Origin of the sequence: Vibrio sp. 99K-1 (genome assembly GCF_013114585.1) — a bacterium.
Lineage (GTDB): Bacteria > Pseudomonadota > Gammaproteobacteria > Enterobacterales > Vibrionaceae > Vibrio > Vibrio chagasii_B.
Window position 1 is genome coordinate 52,730 of the sequence record NZ_VTXF01000027.1, and the last position, 18,419, is coordinate 71,148.

At 44.7% G+C, this 18,419-nt stretch carries 15 protein-coding genes; 5 read left to right on the forward strand and 10 right to left on the reverse strand.

All coding sequences use genetic code 11. The features are described 5' to 3' along the window. Nucleotides 1–86: 86 nt before the first annotated feature. Complete coding sequence (gene sixA / locus F0228_RS19570; RefSeq protein WP_004739901.1) at nucleotides 87–551, reverse strand: phosphohistidine phosphatase SixA; 465 nt, start codon at nucleotides 549–551, stop codon at nucleotides 87–89. Between the two features lie 306 nt (nucleotides 552–857). On the opposite strand from sixA, the gene F0228_RS19575 reads away from it, so the two are divergent. Next, nucleotides 858–3,635 carry an insulinase family protein gene (locus F0228_RS19575; protein WP_171762671.1) on the forward strand — a complete coding sequence of 926 codons (2,778 nt, stop codon included), beginning with the start codon at nucleotides 858–860 and terminating at the stop codon, nucleotides 3,633–3,635. A gap of 373 nt (nucleotides 3,636–4,008) precedes the next feature. On the opposite strand, the gene fadJ is transcribed toward F0228_RS19575, so the two are convergent. Beyond that, a complete protein-coding gene (fadJ, locus tag F0228_RS19580) occupies nucleotides 4,009–6,225 on the reverse strand; it encodes a fatty acid oxidation complex subunit alpha FadJ (RefSeq protein ID WP_171750951.1) in 2,217 nt (738 codons plus the stop codon). Further along, the gene (gene fadI / locus F0228_RS19585; RefSeq protein WP_019824831.1) at nucleotides 6,225–7,532 is read right to left on the reverse strand and encodes an acetyl-CoA C-acyltransferase FadI; all 1,308 of its coding nucleotides are present in this window, start codon (nucleotides 7,530–7,532) and stop codon (nucleotides 6,225–6,227) included. Before fadI ends, fadJ begins: the two co-directional genes overlap by 1 nt. A gap of 561 nt (nucleotides 7,533–8,093) precedes the next feature. Between fadI and F0228_RS19590 the strand changes: the two genes are divergently transcribed. The 4 genes from F0228_RS19590 (at nucleotide 8,094) to F0228_RS19605 (ending at nucleotide 12,499) form a co-directional block, all read left to right on the forward strand. Continuing rightward, entirely contained in the window at nucleotides 8,094–8,642 is a 549-nt protein-coding gene (locus tag F0228_RS19590) for a sigma-70 family RNA polymerase sigma factor (protein WP_004739895.1), read from the forward strand. Beyond that, a complete protein-coding gene (locus tag F0228_RS19595) occupies nucleotides 8,635–9,363 on the forward strand; it encodes a DUF3379 domain-containing protein (RefSeq protein WP_061033678.1) in 729 nt (242 codons plus the stop codon). Before F0228_RS19590 ends, F0228_RS19595 begins: the two co-directional genes overlap by 8 nt. 296 nt (nucleotides 9,364–9,659) lie before the next feature. Then, nucleotides 9,660–10,913, forward strand: a complete 1,254-nt coding sequence (locus F0228_RS19600) for an outer membrane protein transport protein (RefSeq protein WP_105059176.1) — start codon at nucleotides 9,660–9,662, stop codon at nucleotides 10,911–10,913. Between the two features lie 296 nt (nucleotides 10,914–11,209). Continuing rightward, the gene (locus F0228_RS19605) at nucleotides 11,210–12,499 is read left to right on the forward strand and encodes an outer membrane protein transport protein (RefSeq protein WP_171762672.1); all 1,290 of its coding nucleotides are present in this window, start codon (nucleotides 11,210–11,212) and stop codon (nucleotides 12,497–12,499) included. 95 nt (nucleotides 12,500–12,594) lie between these two features. On the opposite strand, the gene F0228_RS19610 is transcribed toward F0228_RS19605, so the two are convergent. The 7 genes from F0228_RS19610 to ccmD form a co-directional block, all read right to left on the reverse strand. Further along, nucleotides 12,595–13,377: a VacJ family lipoprotein gene (locus tag F0228_RS19610; RefSeq protein ID WP_171762673.1), complete on the reverse strand. Its 783-nt coding sequence runs from the start codon at nucleotides 13,375–13,377 to the stop codon at nucleotides 12,595–12,597. Nucleotides 13,378–13,495: 118 nt separating this feature from the next. Then, nucleotides 13,496–14,716, reverse strand: coding sequence for a c-type cytochrome biogenesis protein CcmI (ccmI, locus tag F0228_RS19615; RefSeq protein ID WP_105059173.1), 1,221 nt, complete (start codon nucleotides 14,714–14,716; stop codon nucleotides 13,496–13,498). Beyond that, nucleotides 14,716–15,207 carry a cytochrome c-type biogenesis protein gene (locus F0228_RS19620; protein WP_171762674.1) on the reverse strand — a complete coding sequence of 164 codons (492 nt, stop codon included), beginning with the start codon at nucleotides 15,205–15,207 and terminating at the stop codon, nucleotides 14,716–14,718. Before F0228_RS19620 ends, ccmI begins: the two co-directional genes overlap by 1 nt. Next, nucleotides 15,204–15,755 carry a DsbE family thiol:disulfide interchange protein gene (locus F0228_RS19625; protein ID WP_008218327.1) on the reverse strand — a complete coding sequence of 184 codons (552 nt, stop codon included), beginning with the start codon at nucleotides 15,753–15,755 and terminating at the stop codon, nucleotides 15,204–15,206. The genes F0228_RS19620 and F0228_RS19625 overlap by 4 nt, the downstream gene beginning before the upstream one ends. 5 nt (nucleotides 15,756–15,760) lie before the next feature. Further along, on the reverse strand, nucleotides 15,761–17,731 hold the full coding sequence (locus F0228_RS19630; protein ID WP_008218325.1) for a heme lyase CcmF/NrfE family subunit: 1,971 nt from the start codon (nucleotides 17,729–17,731) through the stop codon (nucleotides 15,761–15,763). After that, nucleotides 17,728–18,210, reverse strand: coding sequence for a cytochrome c maturation protein CcmE (ccmE, locus tag F0228_RS19635; RefSeq protein WP_008218324.1), 483 nt, complete (start codon nucleotides 18,208–18,210; stop codon nucleotides 17,728–17,730). Before ccmE ends, F0228_RS19630 begins: the two co-directional genes overlap by 4 nt. Next, entirely contained in the window at nucleotides 18,207–18,413 is a 207-nt protein-coding gene (gene ccmD, locus F0228_RS19640; protein ID WP_008218322.1) for a heme exporter protein CcmD, read from the reverse strand. The genes ccmE and ccmD overlap by 4 nt, the downstream gene beginning before the upstream one ends. Nucleotides 18,414–18,419: the final 6 nt, after the last annotated feature.

Below are 18,419 nucleotides of genomic sequence, written 5' to 3' on the forward strand. Positions count from 1 at the left end.
ATCACAGCAAATAATAAAGGGCACCTCAATTACTGAGGTGCCCTTTTCTATTCTAGCTGTCGCACTATGTCCTATCAAACCCTAAGTTATGGGTTGATGTTCCAAAGCAGCTCGCCTTTTTGTGTCTCAAGATCGAATTCAATACACGCTAAACCTGATGTTGGGAACATCGGTGGCGCCATACCGGTTGCGAATTCAGCAGTTAAGTAGCCCACTAGAGGTAAATGAGAAACAAATAAAATGGTCTCTAGTTTTTCTACTTCAGCCATTGCCACGGTCAAATCAAACACATCGTCAGACATTCCATAAGGCGTGATGTCATCACAGGTTTCCACTTTCTTTCCAGAAAACGCCTGAGATATCTCTAACCACGTTTCTTGCGCCCTCAAGTATGGGCTCACAAGCACTTTATCAAACTGGCTAATGCCCTGCTCATTTGCAGCTTGAGCCACCGCAAGAGAAGCCATTTTACCGCGCTTAGTTAACGCTCGTTCTGCATCCGAGTTAGCAAAATGCTCTGCTTCACCGTGACGCATTATGAATATTTTCATGTTCTGTCCTGTCTACGTAACATTTCGAAAGTCGATATATCCCATATCAGCGATACGCTACTTAGCGTTTGGCCCTCAATCCAGAGGGAGCCGCAGTCTATATAAATAATTATATCAAGTCACTTGCTAAAGAGTTCGACTTTCTTAACAATCTTGTTAAAAGAAAATAAATCACTGATAAAAATCGATAAAAGTGATGTTGAAGTCGCCAAAAAAGCACTTCATATCCCAAAATATGATCACGAGGTTTGCACGCCGAACCATCGGGTACATAATTTAAAAACCACCTTCTTTGGAGATGCTCCAGTGCATTTAAGCCCCAACGATGAACATCAATACCGTTACCTCACCTTACGTAACGGATTGCGAGTACTTTTGGTTCAAGACCATTGTGCTCAAAAAGCTGCAGCTGCACTCGCCGTTAATGTCGGGCACTTTGATGATCCTGCCGACCGAGAAGGTTTAGCGCATTACCTAGAGCATATGCTATTTCTAGGAACTGAAAAGTATCCAAAGGTCGGAGAGTTTCAGAGTTTTATCAGCCAACATGGTGGCAGTAACAATGCTTGGACCGGAACAGAGCACACCTGCTTCTTTTTTGACGTCGAATTGAATGCCTTCGAGTCCGCTCTAGATCGCTTTAGCCAGTTCTTTACCGCCCCTCTATTTAACGAAGAAGCACTAGATAAAGAGCGCCAAGCCGTTGATTCTGAGTACAAGATGAAACTCAACGATGATGCGCGACGCCTATACCAAGTTACCAAAGAGTTGGTTAATCACAACCACCCATTCTCGAAGTTTTCTGTCGGTAATATCGATACGTTAGGTGACAGAAATGGCGTTACTATTCGCGAAGAAATTCTCACATTCCATCAGCAACAGTACTCCGCCGACCTAATGACCCTGACACTGTCCGGCAATCAATCATTAGATGAGATGCAAAGCTGGGTTGAGGAGCGCTTCAGCTCAATCCCCAATCACAACCTTCAGGGCAAAAAGGTCGAGGTGCCCATTGTTGGCGAATTGAGTACTGGAGTTCAGGTACATGTAGAACCGATTAAGGATGTCCGCAAACTTACCTTAACCTTTCCTATGCCGAGCATGGATGAACACTACGGTGTCAAACCGCTGTCATTCTTCGCACACCTATTAGGTTACGAAGGAGAAGGAAGTTTGATGATGCAGCTCAAAGAGAAAGGCTGGATAACATCACTCTCTGCTGGCGGTGGCGCAAGCGGCAGTAACTACCGCGATTTCACGGTGAGTTGCTCACTAACTATCGAAGGCCTAGCCAAAACAGACCACATCATCCAAGCGGTATTTCAATATATCAAGTTGATTGAACAACAAGGGATTGAAGAGTGGCGTTACCTTGAAAAACGTGCCGTTTTAGAATCCGCTTTCCGTTTTCAAGAGCCCGCAAGACCGCTTGATGTCGTCAGCCATTTGGTTATCAACATGCAGCACTATCAAGAGCAAGATGTGGTGTATGGCGACTATAAAATGTCGCATTTCGACGAAGATCTGCAACGTTCACTGCTTCCTTACTTAACCGTCGACAATATGCGTGCCACCATTATTGCCAAAGGCTTTGAGTATGACAGAGAGGCAAAATGGTACTTTACGCCCTACTCGGTTACTCCTTTTACGTCTGAGCAAGTTCAACGCTTCACCTGTATTAATCCCGGTTGGCAGTTTGAGCTACCCGGTAAAAACCCGTTTATTTGCTACGACTTAGACCCCGCAGAACTTGAAGGTGACGCTGAATATCCACAGCTATTGCAAGAGCTAGATGGTTTTAAGTTATGGCATCTGCAGGATCACCAGTTTAGAGTTCCTAAGGGTGTGGTGTATATCGCCATCGATAGCCCACACTCGGTAGCTAGCCCAAGAAACATCGTAAAAACACGCTTATGTGTCGAGATGTTCTTAGATTCTCTTGAAAAAGAGACCTATCAGGCTGAAATCGCGGGCATGGGTTACAACATGTACACCCATCAAGGTGGCGTGACACTGACTCTCTCTGGATTCAGCGAAAAACAGCCACAACTGCTCAATATGATCCTAGAGCGCTTTCAGGCACGCGACTTTAGTCCAACACGCTTTGAAACCATTAAGCATCAACTTCTCAGAAACTGGAATAACGCGTCGCAAGATCGTCCAATTTCGCAACTGTTTAACGCAATGACGGGTATTTTACAGCCCAACAACCCACCATATGCGGTGCTCATTGAAGCGCTAGAAACGATTGAAGTCGATGAACTCTCTTCATTTGTTCAATCTATTTTAGCCGAGCTTCATGTTGAAATGTTTGTGTATGGCGACTGGCGACAAGCTGATGCACACAAGATGGCTGAAACACTCAAGGATGCCCTACGAGTTAAAGACCAAGCTTATGAAGAGTCACTGCGCCCGCTAATCATGTTGGGTGAAAACGGTAGCTTCCAGCGTGAAGTGGTATGTAATCAAGATGATTCGGCAATAGTGGTTTACTATCAATGCCCTGATATTTCACCTAAGAATATCGCACTGTATTCGTTAGCCAACCATTTGATGTCGGCGACGTTCTTCCATGAGATACGCACCAAGCAACAACTGGGCTATATGGTCGGCACTGGTAACATGCCTCTGAATCGACACCCTGGCATTGTGCTTTATGTGCAATCGCCGAATGCTGCACCAGCTGATTTACTGGTCTCAATCGATGAGTTTCTCAACGCCTTTTACATGGTGTTGTTGGAGCTGAACGATTACCAATGGCACAGCAGTAAACGAGGTCTTTGGAATCAAATATCAACACCAGATACTACTTTGCGAGGACGTGCTCAGCGCTTATGGGTCGCGATAGGCAATAAGGACTTGGAGTTCAATCAGAGAGAGCGAGTACTAGAAGAGCTCAAAGGGCTCACTCGTTCAGACATGATGCGTTTTGTGGTTAGTCAGCTTAAGCCACGTACTGCTAACCGACTGATTATGCACGCTCACGGCAACGCTCATAGCGAGGAAGATAAGCTATCTGCAGGTGTCGAGATTGGTTCTATTGATGAGTTCCAGTTGCGCCCGAAAGATACCGAGCTTGGCTAATAAGCGTATTAGAAAATTAAAAGGTTGGTGTGAAGGCATCAACCTTTTTTATTGGGCAAAGTCAAAAGCAGATCTCCTATTACGCTCCTTCGTCGCTTTAGGAGATGACGTTAGTTTTGATTGAGGCACGTTTATCCAATGAACACCAATAGCTTACTCTCAACCTCTCATTTCTAGTTCCCAAGAAGGAGAAACAACTGAATCGAGAATCTCCCACACCGACCAACACTACCTGACACAACACATCACTCTCCGTCATTCCCGAGAGGGAAGAGCGACCGAGTCGGGAGTCTCATACCTCTAATCTGTCTGCATAAAAATAAAGCCCGCATCAATCGCTTGATGCGGGCTTCTTAATCAATGAATTAGAGAGTTACTTGTAAAAAGACTCATCCAAACCAGCTCGTGTTAGTAGGCCATCACATGGTGCGAAACGGTCACCGTACTTCACAGCAAAATCATTCATCATCTCAACCAGTGACTTGATACCAATTTGGTCCATGTAACGGAACGGACCGCCCAGGAATGGAGGGAAACCGATACCGAAAATAGCACCAATATCACCATCACGAGGACTACGGATAATGCCATCATCTAGACAACGAACCGCTTCGTTCAGCATAGGTAACACGCAACGCATTGCGATGTCGTTATCACTTAGCTTAGGCTCAGGTTGTAACTTAAGCAGCTTATAAACTGACTTATCGACTTCCTTCTTCTTACCTTTGTAGGTGTAGAAGCCTTTACCACTCTTACGACCTTTGCGATTGTCATTCAGAAGAATATCGAACACATCAGGGCCTTGGAAACGGTCACCTAATTCATTGACTAGGATCGGGATGATCTTAGCACCGATATCCACACCCACCTCATCTAGCAAGGTAATTGGGCCAACTGGGAAGCCGAAATCCAATAAAGCACTATCCAGTTTTTCAATCGGCTCATTCGCGAGTAGCAGATGTGCCGCTTCATTCATGTATGGAGCAAGAATACGGTTCACATAGAAACCTGCCGTGTCTTTTACAACAATCGGTGTTTTGCCTTGTTTCTTCGCTAATGCTACTACCGTCGAGATAGTCTCTTCTGACGTTGTTTCATGAGGGATAACCTCAACTAGCGGCATTTTTTCTGCAGGGCTAAAGTAGTGAAGACCGACCACGTTTTCTGGACGCTGCGCCTTCTCTGCAATCTTATGGATTGGCAGTGATGAAGTATTCGTCGCGAAGATAGTCTCTGGCTTCGCATTTTGTTCAATGTCTGCAACCATTGACTGCTTAAGGTCAAGATCTTCAAACACCGCTTCGATCACAACGTCTGTGTGGTTGAAGCTTGTAAAGTCGATACCACCAGAAAGCTGAAGCATCTTACTTTCAAGACCTGCACGGCTCAGAATACGACGTTTGCGCTGCTTATCGAATAACTTGTAGTTGTAGTTAAGCGCGTTTAGGACACCATCATTTGATACATCTTTAATACGAACCGGTACTTTTGCTTTAGCTACACTCACATGGCTAATACCTGCGCCCATAAGTCCGCCGCCTAACACACCAACACGCTTAACCGCTTTTGGTTCTGCATCTGCGCCGTGTTCTTTCTTCATTTCTGTGGTTGCAAAGAAGATAGAGCGAAGTGCTTTTGACTCAGAAGTCATTACTAACTCAGAGAAACGCTTCGCTTCGTACTGAAGACCTTTTTCAAAGCCATTTTCTAGACCATAACGAATGACATCGAGAATCGCGTCAGCTGCTGGGTAGTTACCACGAGTTTTCTGATTGGTCTTCTTCGCAGCTTGTTCAAAAATCACTTTACGACCAAGGCTGTTGCGAGAGATGAGCTTCTCTTTCGTCGATGCTTGGCTTTTAGAAGCAAGGCGCTTACCTTTTTTGCTACCCGTATTCTTTTCAACATAGCTTTTCGCTACTTCAAGCAAAATGGTATCTGGGACACAAGCATCCACAACACCAAGCGATTTCGCTTTTTTAGCACGCAGCTGCTTACCAGTAAGAATGAGGTCGAGTGACGGTAGCAAACCAATTAAACGAGGCAGGCGTTGTGTGCCACCAGAACCTGGTAGTAAACCTAGTTGAACTTCAGGTAGACCAAGGCGCGTCTTATCTGAATCGGTACACACACGGTAGTCACACGCTAATGCGAGCTCTAAACCGCCACCAAGACATGGACCATGAATCGCAGCAACAACTGGGTAAGGAAGATCAGATAACGCTTGGAACATCTCTTGACCTTGACGTGCTAGAGATTGTGCTTCATCAGCGGTTTTACACGCGTCAAGCATTCGAACATCAGCACCTGCAATAAAGTTATCAGGCTTAAGAGAATGAACAATTAGCCCTTTAACGCGGCTTTGCTTCTCTTTTAACTGCTCAAAGATTGCTTTCATCTCTTCAGCAAAAGCCGCTTGGAGCGTGTTCATTTTCTCGCCTGGTACATCAATCGCTAGCCAAGCAATGTCTTGGTCGTCGATGTTAAGAGAGAATGCGGTCGCTTTCTTTTTCGGTGCTTCAGTCACTGGAGTTGACTCCGCGTTAGTGACTGCTTCTTTTTCTGTTGTTGCATCAAGAGTCGTAGACATTATTCTACCTCCAAGATCATTGCTGCACCTAAACCACCAGCAGCACATGCTGTATTCAGTGCTAAGCCGCCACCGCGACGTTTTAATTCACGTAATGTTTGAGTCATCATACGCGCACCAGTTGCTGCGAACGGGTGACCGTAAGCAATTGAACTGCCCAACACGTTGAACTTATCCATATCAATCTCACCGATCGCTTTATCACGGCCAAGGTTCTTCTGTGCGAACTCATCACTAGCAAACATTTTCACATTCGCTAGAACTTGAGCTGCAAATGCTTCATGCATCTCGATAAGCGTAAGGTCCGATAGCTCTAAGCCAGTATTTTTCAATACTTGCGAGGTCGCGTACGTTGGTCCCATCAGCATATCCGTTTCAACACCAATCGCTGAGAACGCATAGCCACGAATATAACCCAGTACTTCTAAGCCTAGCTCTTTCGCTTTGCCTTCGCGCATCAACATCACAGCTGCACCGCCATCAGTCAGCGGCGTTGCATTCGCAGCGGTCACACTGCCGTATTTTCTATCGAAAGCAGGACGAAGCTTGGCGTAACCTTCGACCGTAGAGTCATGACGAATATTATTATCTTCCGCTAGGTACTTTTTGTACGGTGCCGGAAATGCCGTCATTACTTCGTCTTTAATCTTGCCTTCTTTCCATGCTTGAGAAGCCAAAGAGTGAGAACGGTGAGCAAGTGCATCTTGAGCTTCACGAGTAATACCGTGTGTCTTCGCCATCTGCTCAGCAGTTTGTCCCATGGATAAACCGGTCGAATATTCAGCAACGGCAGGCGGTACTGGCATCAAATCTTTTACTGAAAGTGTTTTGAGAATTTTCAGTTTTTGGCCCATGGTTTTGGTTTTGCTCAGTGCTAATAAATTTGCAGCTAGCTTTTTGGAAACGCCAATAGGCAATACAGAAGAAGAATCCGCACCACCAGCAATACCGACATCAATCGTGCCAGCCATAATGCTTTCGGTCACGTTGACTGCTGCTTGAAAGCTGGTCGCACACGCTCGAGTCACACTGTAAGCATCGGTATTGATATCCATACCGGTACCCAACACGATTTCACGCGCGATGTTTGGTGCTTCTGGCATCTGAACAACTTGGCCGAACACGACTTGTTCGATTAGCGCAGGATCGACATCAGTTCTTGCGAGCATTTCACTCACAACCATTTTGCCTAAGTCGACCGCAGGCACTTGGCTAAATTCTGTGCTCTGACGAGCGAATGGGGTTCGTAATCCAGCGACAACGGCAACACGTTCTCCAGAACGCGTTTTGACTTCCTGTTTGCCCATGGTTTCTCCTTAAAGTTAAGAGGTCTGACCTGAAGCATTGTAAAGAAGTTGTTAATTAAATCAAACGAGCGTTTAAATAAACGTGATACGAGTATCTCACTGTTTGAAAATATAACTGCACATTCAGGCGAACCTTTTTGGGTGAAAGGTTGTCGTAAGAGACTAAACTATTGTAAGCAAAGACTGTTATGGCGGTGTAGGAGATTGGTTTTCTCGAGGCAAAAAAAAACCACACAAAGCTGTGTGGTCGGAATGTGTATAAAGCAATTAACTTGACGCCAATTGAAAATAATCAGTTTCCTGATTAGGAGAAAGTAAAGTCAGCCTTCAAAAGGAAGTGTCGTCTTGCTCAACATGCTAGCCACGAATGACTAACTAGACGACAAGGTGTACTATAACTTTTTCAGGGTCTTAGATTTTGAAGTAGATCAATTTTAATGTGATTTTACGAATTCCAGCCGCCGTTCGCTCTAAAGACGAAACAGACTATAAACGAAGCACAACGTATAGAGGACAGCTATACGCAGAGCAATTATGGAGGCTCGTGTGTCAATAATAAAAATGTTTGGAAAGAAAAAAGCCAAGCGTCCGGTCAACTCTGATATGGACAAACAAAGAAAATACGAAGCACTCGTACGTGCCTATCACCGTGACCTCTTTCGCTACGCCTATTGGTTATGCAAAGACAAAAGCATTGCCGAAGATTTAGTGCAAGAAACTTGCCTTCGCGCTTGGAAATCACTCGATAGCCTACAAGATGAAAAAGCCGCAAAATCTTGGCTGATTACTATCTTACGCCGCGAGAATGCTCGACGTTTTGAACGCAAACAGTTTGATCTGGTTGATATCGACGATCATGGTAATGATGCTAGTGTCAGTGATGACCCGCACCATCAACACCAATGGTTGCAAGTCCAGATCATGAAACTTGAAATTGATTACCGTGAACCTCTCTTCTTACAAGTGATTGGTGGTTTTAGTGGTGACGAGATCGCGGACATTCTCGATCTCAACAAAAACACGGTGATGACACGTTTATTCAGAGCTCGAAATCAATTGAAAGAGATGCTGGATACAGAAGAAGCAGAGAGGGGGCAACATAATGGATGATTTAGAATTTCGTCGTCGTGTATTGTCGGAACCTAAACAGCGTACACAAGATATTGTTGATGCAACAGCAAATAGCGAAGCCAACAGTAACTTTTTAGATGACGTACTATCGCTTGATAAACAGATCCACTCTGCAATGAATGTAGACGTGCCAGACGATCTTGCCGATCGCATTCTGTTCAATCAAACCTCAAGCGAAGAGAGCAAAGTAGTACGCCCTACGTTTGCTAGACGTGCAATGGCAATGGCCGCTTCCGTAGCATTTGTTGCTGGTCTATTAGTTGGCCAAGTAAACTGGGGAAATGCATTAGTGTCTCCAGCGCAAGCAAGCTTGGTTGATACGGCGATGAAACATGTTATCGATGAAAAGAGCTTTGTGAGCACCATCGATGAACAAGTTACATCACAGCAAATCAATGCAAAAATGAACCCATTTGCTTTTCAGTTTGATGAAGCTTTCCCATACCACGTCTATTACCTGAACCATTGTGGTTTTGGGAAGTCTAACGCAGTGCACATGGTATTCCAGGGTGAAAAAGGTAAAGTTACGCTATTTCTAACTAGCATCCCGACAGACAAACCGGTCGACTTTGACGAAAAAGGGATGTCAGGTTCGGTAATGCCGATTGATAACAGCAGTTTGATACTCGTCGGTGAGAATGGCGAGGATGTGTCTAAAATCTCAGAAAAGCTGACGAAAATGATCAAACCGATGAGCTAATCAGTTCTCAAAGCCCCTCAATAAAAGGCCCAGCAATATACTCTTGATATTGCTGGGCTTTATTTATAAATAAAACACCAATCCATTCACAAATCCAATAACTCTAGAGTTAAAACTCTAAAAAACAGCATTTCGCACCATTTTCGTGCCAGATAGGCGTCATTTCCATAATTTTCCACTCAAATTTTTCAATGGTCGGATTTGTATATCGTATACTTGCGAATAGGATCAGCCACCATTGAGCAATTGCTCAAATTAATCGCCCTGTAGAGGCGGATATATAAAGGAATAAATGAATGACTACCAACAACACGCGTCTGTTTAAAAAGTCTCTTTTAGCAGTAACAATTACACTGGCGTCTTCGCAAGCGATGGCAGCAGGTTTCCAACTTAACGCACAATCAGCAACCGGTATCGGCCGTGCTTTCGCTGGTGATGCAGTAATCGCAGATAACGCGTCAGTAATGGCACGTAACCCTGCTGCAATGGCACTGTTTGACAAAACTGAGCTATCTCTTGGTTTTGAAAGCATCACTTCAATGATTGAAGTTAAAGATGTTAATTATATGGGTGGTGCAGTACCTGTTGCTGATACTGATGATGTAGGTGATACTTCAATCGCTCCGAACATTCACTTAATCGTTCCAGTAAATGAAAAATTTGCTTGGGGTGTTAACGCTTACTCAAACTTCGGTACAAAAACAGAGTTTGAAGACAGCTACCCAGCTGCTGAATACGGTGGTTTGACCGATGTTAAAAGCATTAACTTTGGTCTAGCTGGTTCATACCGACTTAATAATCAGTGGAGCTTTGGTGCTGGTTTAGATCTTATCTATGGCCAAGGCACAATGAAGCGTACAGCTGGTGCTGGTTTTGGTCCAGGAGCACCTTCTCTAGGTATCCCACCATCAGGAACTCCTTTACTAAACGTAGATGAAGCCGATGGTTGGGCGGTAGGCTTTAACGTTGGTACAGTTTACGAGTTAGACGAGAACAACCGCTTTGGCCTTTCTTACCGTTACAGCCCAGAAATCACAGCTAAAGATGATAAAGGTCAGAAAATCACTCTTCCTTTACCAGACATGGCTGAATTCTCTGGTTTCCACAAAATTGAAGACACTAAATTTGCAGTTCACTACTCTGTACAGTGGATTGGCTGGGGTGACTTTGACCAAATCGAATTCGATAACTTGTCTCAAGGTGCTATCCAAGGTGCTTACAATAAAGAGTACCAATGGCAAGATGGCTGGCACTACGCTATCGGTGGTACTTACTACCTAAACGACACTTGGACACTGCGTACTGGTTACATGTATGACACAAGCGCCCAAGATGACCTAACGTCAATCTCTGTACCTGATTCTGACCGTCAATGGTTGTCTGCTGGTTTTACTTACCACATCGATACAGCATCTAACGTAGACTTTGGCTTTACATACCTACTAGGTGATGATGTGAAAGTTACTGAAACTTCTTCAGGCACTCCACTAACAGCAACGACACACGCTGATGCAATCCTACTAGGTCTACAATACAGCCGCAGCTTCTAATATAAGCTAGGTTATAAATCCCAAAGGGTCGCTTTATGCGACCCTTTTTTATTGCCTAAACTACTGACCAACATCCATTTAAGCTTACAACTGTAGCCTGCACGGCACATATATAGCTACAAGTGTACGCTCAAACTTCGCAACACAGTCGAAACATTCAGACTATTTACCTAATAATCAGTCACATTTGATCATTTAATCCCTAAAACACTATTTTATTCGAATTTCATTTTTAAAGTAATGACTCTAAAAGTAGAATCACGCCACTAAATACTTATGATTCAGCGAACATAATAATGAAAATGAATAAGACTCTTCTATCTACTGCAGTGGCAGTTGGACTACTTTCAACTTCTACTGTGACTCAAGCAGCGGGCTTTCAACTAGCGGAATACTCAGCAACAGGCCTAGGCCGTGCATACGCAGGTGAAGCAGCAATGGCTGACGGTGCAGACGCACAATGGCGTAACCCTGCAATGCTGACTTACCTAGAAGGCACTCAAGTTTCAGTTGGTGGTATCTACGTTGATCCAAACATTGATATCGACGGTACATCAACTTCTGCTTTTACAGGTGCTAAATCCCCATCTAACTCTAGCGATTTCGCGCACAGTGCAGTTATCCCAAACTTTTACGTTTCCCATAAGTACAACGACAAATTCGCACTAGGTTTTGCTGCTGGTACTAACTACGGCATGGAAACAGATCTAGGTAAAGACTTTGGTGGCGCTAACCATGGTAACGAAGCAAGTGTTACTACGATGGAGCTGAACCTAAACGCAGCTTACCAAGTACTTGAAAGCGTATCTATTGGTGGTGGTGTTCGCTATATCATGGCTGAAGGTAGCTTTGGTGCTGTTGCTAGCCCTCAATCTCCATTAGCTGGTACCACTCTAAAGTACATGGAAGGTGACGATACTGCATGGGGATGGCAAGTTGGTACAGCTTGGCAGATCAATGAAAATAACCGCCTAGGCTTTACCTACAAATCGGAAGTGGACCTGACTTTAGAAGGCTATGCTAAAGGATTAGGCTTCAATAAAGCAAACCCAAATGCTCACAAGAACGGTTCAATGGACCTTGCTCTTCCAGCAACAGCTGAACTTGCTAGCTTCCACCAACTTACCGATAAAGTTGCGGTTCACGCTAGCATTAACTGGACAAACTGGAGCAGCTTTAAAGAGCTTGTTGCAGATTTTCCTGGTGAAAACAGCGTAGAGATCAAACAAGAAAACTGGGAAGACAACTACCGCTTTGCACTTGGTACCACTTACCAAATGACACCTAAGATTGCTCTACGTTCTGGTATCGCATACGACACATCTGCAGTAAGCGAAAAGCACCGTACGGCAACTATTCCTGAGACTGACCGCACCTGGTTAAGTATCGGTGCTGGTTACCAATGGTCTGAGCAACTTACACTCGATGCTGGCTTCACTTACATCCTAGCGAAAGACGCAAAAATGCGCGAGTCAGATCTAGGTTCAGCACAAGCACCTGGGGCTGACTTCTTCGGTGGAAGCTTCGAAGGTGAAGTGACAGGTAGCATCTGGCTAGTTGGTATCCAAGCTAACTACCGCTTCTAATCTGTTTGACTTAATTTAAAGTCATAAGCATTAAAAAGGCTCGATGTTGTTTCAACATCGAGCCTTTCTTTTACCTGTTATTCCGGGGCTTTTATTTAGTAATCTTCTAAATAGCCATCAATGAAGTCTTCTTCATCAAGATCAACTTCTTCAGGTTCAATCTCAGCTTTAAAGTCACGACGTTGGATGTAGACATCACGTGTTAGCGCGTATGGGTCTGGAGAATCGTCCAGCAGCGCTTCTTGTGACACTAACTGAGCACGTGTTTCCATGCCTTCGAATGCCCATTTGCCCAAGCTTGCCCAGAAGTTCAAGAAAGACAGAGGCACATACAGACCATCAACGGTTTCAGTCACTTCACGTGTCGTTAAAGGACCATAACCTGGCACCATAAAGTACGGACCATTCCCTACTCCGTAATGACCAATTGCATCAGAGAAAGACTTGTCATCGTATTTGGTGATTCCTGCTTCACTGGCAATATCGATTAAGCCTAACAGACCAAAAGTCGAGTTAATCCAAAACCGGTTAAAGTGGTCGAGCGCTTTCTCACCATTACCCATGATGAGGTTATTCACCATGCTTGATGGTTCGTCTAAGTTGGCTAAAAAGTTGGAGATACCAGAACGCACTGGCACAGGGGTGTAGTCAACATAAGCGAGAGAAACAGGGCGAACCAAATAAGGATCTAAATACTCGTAGTTGATATCCCACATCGCACGGTTGAAACCTTCAAAAGGATCATTCGGGTGGGATTCTTCGACGTATTCAGAGGTTTCGAGATTATCATTATTGCTATCATCTGGCGCGCTAGAACAGCCCACCGTTAAGCTTGCGATAAAGAGTAAACTCGAGAGTCTTAAAACACTGATAGACATATCACCTTTTCCATAAGGAATAATAAAAAAGGCCAGCAATCGCTGGCCTCAATTGTTTGCGTAAGTCTATACCGTTTGTTTATAAATCGGAATAGCTAACACCTATGCAAAATGATGATTAATATTGCTTATTGATATTAATGGTCACAGGTTCACCCAATTCAACCACTTCACTCTCACCGTACCAATCACCATCGCGAGTTGAAACGTTACCATCTGTATCAAGCCTAGCTCTAACCATCAGAGTTTCAAGACTAGACAACTGTTGACCTTGCATCATGCTATTACCGTCATCAAGTACAACAGTACGAGGGAAAGAACCCAATGGGTAGCGTGCCGCAGCAACTGGCATTGGTGAACCATCTGCTCGGTGTACCGAAACTACCAACACAGAATTGGGGTCAGCATTCACATCAGCAGCTAGATCAAGCGTTACTGCAACACTCTTGCCTTGATCAACACCCATCGCGTCACCCATTTTCTTCTGAGCACTTTCGATGCTGCGAGAAAGCATTTCATAACGGCTGTCTTGTGGGCCGATCATCTGTTGCATGATGCTCCAGTACTTAACCGCACTTGGGTAGTCTTGACGCTCAAATGCATCAAAAGCAAGTAGTGAGAACACACGAAGGTCTACGTAATCGTTTTGAACCAAACGGCTTAGAAGTAGACGAGCTTGGTTTTGCTCTGCCTCATCTGGCGATAACATCAGTGCTTGTGCAAAGCCAAGTTGAACATCTTCGTCCTTAGGCTCTAGCTTATAAGCACGTTCCATCGCATCAATCGCGGTTTGTGCATCACGATTAGCCAGAGCAATTCGACCTAGCAGCAGCCAACCCGTTGAATCTTTAGGTTGGTAGTGCAAGCGCGTACGCAGTGCTAACGTCAAATCTTCTAGTTCGTCGTCCGTTAACGTGCCGCCTTCTGAAGACATTAGCTTTTTAGACAACTCAGGAAGATTAGAGCTCACTTCTTGCCAATGTTGAACTTTGTCTAGCGCACCAAACTTGAAGTACATACCGTAAGTAACGGCCACAACAAGAATGATAGAGGGTACAACAACACCCACTGTTGAGATGTGAGTTTTCTTCATCTCTTGCTTAGCCGGAACGTCATCAAGTAGAGACTGTTTCAGATCAGCGATCAGCTCCTGTTGGTTATCAACAAGGCCTTCTTCAGCTTCTACTTCTAGCTCATCGAGACGGTCTTTATAGAATGCTTTATTCAGCTCATCACGAAGCACATCGTCATTGTTTGCCTTTTTATTAATGAAAGGCAAAACAATCAAAAAGATTGCTGCTAGCGAAAGGATAATGGTAGAAATCCAAAATAGAGTCATTACTGTTTATCTCCGTCGTTCTCTTCATCGAGTAACGCTTTTAAACGTGCTTCTTTATCTGCATCCCAGTCTTGATCTGACTCTGTTGCTGCTTTCGATTTTGACTTTCTGCTTCGTAAAATGATCAAACCAAATCCAAACACAACCACTGCAAATGGGCCGACCCAAAGGATCGACGTCGCAAGTGTTAATGGCGGATTGTAAGTAACGAAGTTACCGTAGCGAGCAATCATATAATCAATGATGTCTTGCTTCGACTTACCATCTTTGGTCATCTCATACACTTTTTGGCGCAGGTCGACCGCAAGTTCTGCGTTCGAATCACCAATCGTGTTGTTCTGACACTTAGGACAACGCAGCGTATTGCTCAGCTCTTTAAACTGTTGCTCTTGATCTACAGTATCAAATTCATGAAATTCGATTGGCGCGGCAGAAACCGAAGCTGATATTGCAAACGTAGCGAATAGAGTAATCAGTGCCTTCTTGATCATTTCGCTTCCTCCAACAGGTCGTTGTACATCGGCTCAAGCGTTGATGCCCAGTTCGTTGGATTTACATCGCCCACATGGCGATAGCGAACTACACCATTAGCGTCGATTAGGAAAGTTTCTGGAGCACCATACACACCAAGGTCTAGACCTAACATGCCGTTGCCATCAAAAAGACTGATTAGATACGGGTTACCTAGCTCTTTTAACCAGCCAACCGCTTTGTTGCGATCATCTTTGTAGTTAAGACCAATAATCTTAACGCCCTTGTCAGCCAGCTTGTTCAGGTAGGAGTGCTCTGCATAACAAGTAGGACACCAAGTCGCCCACACGTTAAGAAGCAGCGGCTCACCTTTAAAGATCGCTTGGTCATGTAACTTGCCAGGTTGCTCTAAGTCTTCGAGATCAAACTCAGGTACTGGCTTACCGATCAATACCGATTCAAGTTTAGTCGGGTCATCGCCCGACTGGTTACGCACCAATTGCGTTGCAAAGATTCCCGCTAGAACCATGAACGCAATCAATGGAATGAATAAAATCTTTTTGTTCATTCGAGTTAAGCCTCCTGCTCTTGAGCCGACTTTTTGGTTGGCTTACGGAAACGGTAACGACGGTCACTGATAGCGATAGCGCCACCAAGAGACATGATCAAAGAACCGGCCCAGATCCAACGTACAAATGGTTTGTAGTAAATACGTACAGCCCAAGATTTGTTGTCGTCTAGACGCTCACCCATTGCGATGTAAAGGTCGCGCGTTACACCACGGTCAATCGCCGCTTCTGTCATCATAGACTTAGCCGTCGTGTAGAAGCGTTTTTCTGCGTGAAGCGTATTGATGTACTTGCCTTCTTTTGTGATTTCAAAATCAGCAATGTAACCATCGTAGTTTGGACCATCTTTGTCACGAACACCTGTGAATAGGAAGTCGTACTCTTCAAGCTGGTAGCTCTCGCCAGGTGCCAGACGAACATCACGTTCAATACTGTAGTTCTGTACCATTGCGATACCAATTACAGTTACGGCTAAACCGATGTGACCACACACCATCGCCCAGTGGCTACGAGGTAGCTTGGTTAGACCTTTCATAAAGCTATGACGGTGAGTCGCACGCTCATGCAGTTCAAAACCGTGCATGAAGATGATCCAGAATGCCATTACCCAGCCTGCAAACGCAGTACCACTGAAGCGGTCAGCTAGCAGTGTCACCATTAGCGCACTCAAGCCTAACGAGAATACGCCTGAAATAATCATTGGCTTAACAAGCTTAGATAAATTGTCACGCTTCCAACGGATAAGAGGACCGATACCCAATAGGAACGAGAACGGGATCATTAACCAGAAGAACAACATGTCGAAGAATGGTGCACCGATAGATACCGAGCCCAGACCTAACTGTTTGTGAACCAGTGGTAATAATGTACCTACTAACACAACAACTAGCGCTGCAATCAGAAGAACGTTGTTACCAAGTAGCGCATTTTCACGAGAGACTAGATCGAAGTTACCACGAACACGAACTGATGCACCTTTCACTGCGAACAGTAATAGTGAGCCACCAATAACAAAAACTAGGAAACCTAGGATGAACATACCACGAGCCGGATCAGACGCGAACGCGTGAACCGAGACCAGAATGCCTGAACGAACTAAGAAAGTGCCCAACAAGCTTAATGAGAACGCAGAGATAGCCAGCAATACTGTCCAAGCTTTAAATGTGCCACGCTTTTCGGTTACCGCTAGTGAGTGCATCAGTGCAGTACCAGCCAACCAAGGCATGAATGAAGCGTTTTCTACTGGATCCCAGAACCACCAGCCACCCCAGCCAAGTTCGTAATATGCCCACCATGAACCTAGTGCGATACCTACCGTTAGGAATAACCAAGCTGCAATTGTCCAAGGACGAGACCAACGAGCCCATGCCGTATCAAGACGACCACTCATTAGAGAAGCAATCGCGAAAGAGAATGCAACAGAGAAACCTACATAACCCATGTAAAGCATAGGTGGGTGAATGATCAAACCCGGATCTTGCAGTAATGGGTTCAGGTCACGGCCATCAACAGGGAAGAAAGGCAATGTACGTAAGAACGGGTTAGACGTCACGATAATGAACAGCAAGAAGCCGACAGTAATCAAACCCATGATAGCCAAAACGCGAGCCACAGACTCTTGAGGCATACCACGACTGAATGTCGCTACTGCTACCGTCCAACCCGCTTGGATGAGAACCCAAAGCAGTAATGAACCTTCGTGCGCACCCCAAACTGCCGTAATTCGGTAGTACCAAGGTAGTTGGCTGTTTGAGTTACTTGCTACGTATTGAATCGTAAAATCATTTGTGTAAAACGCGTAACACAAGATAAAGAACGAAATCGCTAAGAATCCGAACATACCCCACGACAACGGTCGTGCGCTGTTCATCAATAATGTGTTATTTCGAGCGGCTCCATACAATGGGAGCACGCTTAACAGCAATGCAAGTCCCAAGGACAGGATCATCGCAAAATGGCCGATCTCGGCTATCATTGAGCATTTCCTTCTTTTTGTTCAGTCGTGTATTGCAAAGGCTCATGTGTTTTCTTCATTGCTTCCGCAACTTCAGAAGGCATGTACTCTTCATCGTGCTTTGCCAACACCTCAAACGCTTCGATTGTCGTCGCATCTTTAAGGACACCTTGAGCAACAATACCTTGGCCTTCACGGAAAAGATCAGGAAGGATACCATCGTATAAAATTGTTACTTTAGGACCTACATCTGCCAAATCAAAGCTTACTCGTAGTGATTCGTTGTCACGGCTTACAGAGCCTACGACAACCATGCCACCAATACGTAGGCGTTGGCCAACCTCAGGTTTTTTACCATCTTTACCGTTTACCAGCTCAGTTGGTGTGTAGAACAGATCCATGTTCTGGTTAAGTGCGTAAACCATTAATCCAACAGTTGCACTGATACCAAAAAAGATCGCTAAGACAATGCCCAGCCTCTTTTTGCGTCTTGGGTTCATAGAGTGTTCTCCATATTTTTTGCTGCATCGATACGAGCTTGGCGATCAACCTTAGCTTGTACTTCAGTTAGTAATTGCTTACCACGACGAACGCTTACCACCAGTAAGATGATCATCGAGAGAAATGTGATTCCAAATGCACTCCATACGTATGACGCGTAACCGCCCATGGCAAAGAAATCACTCAAAGATTCAAAATACATAAATAC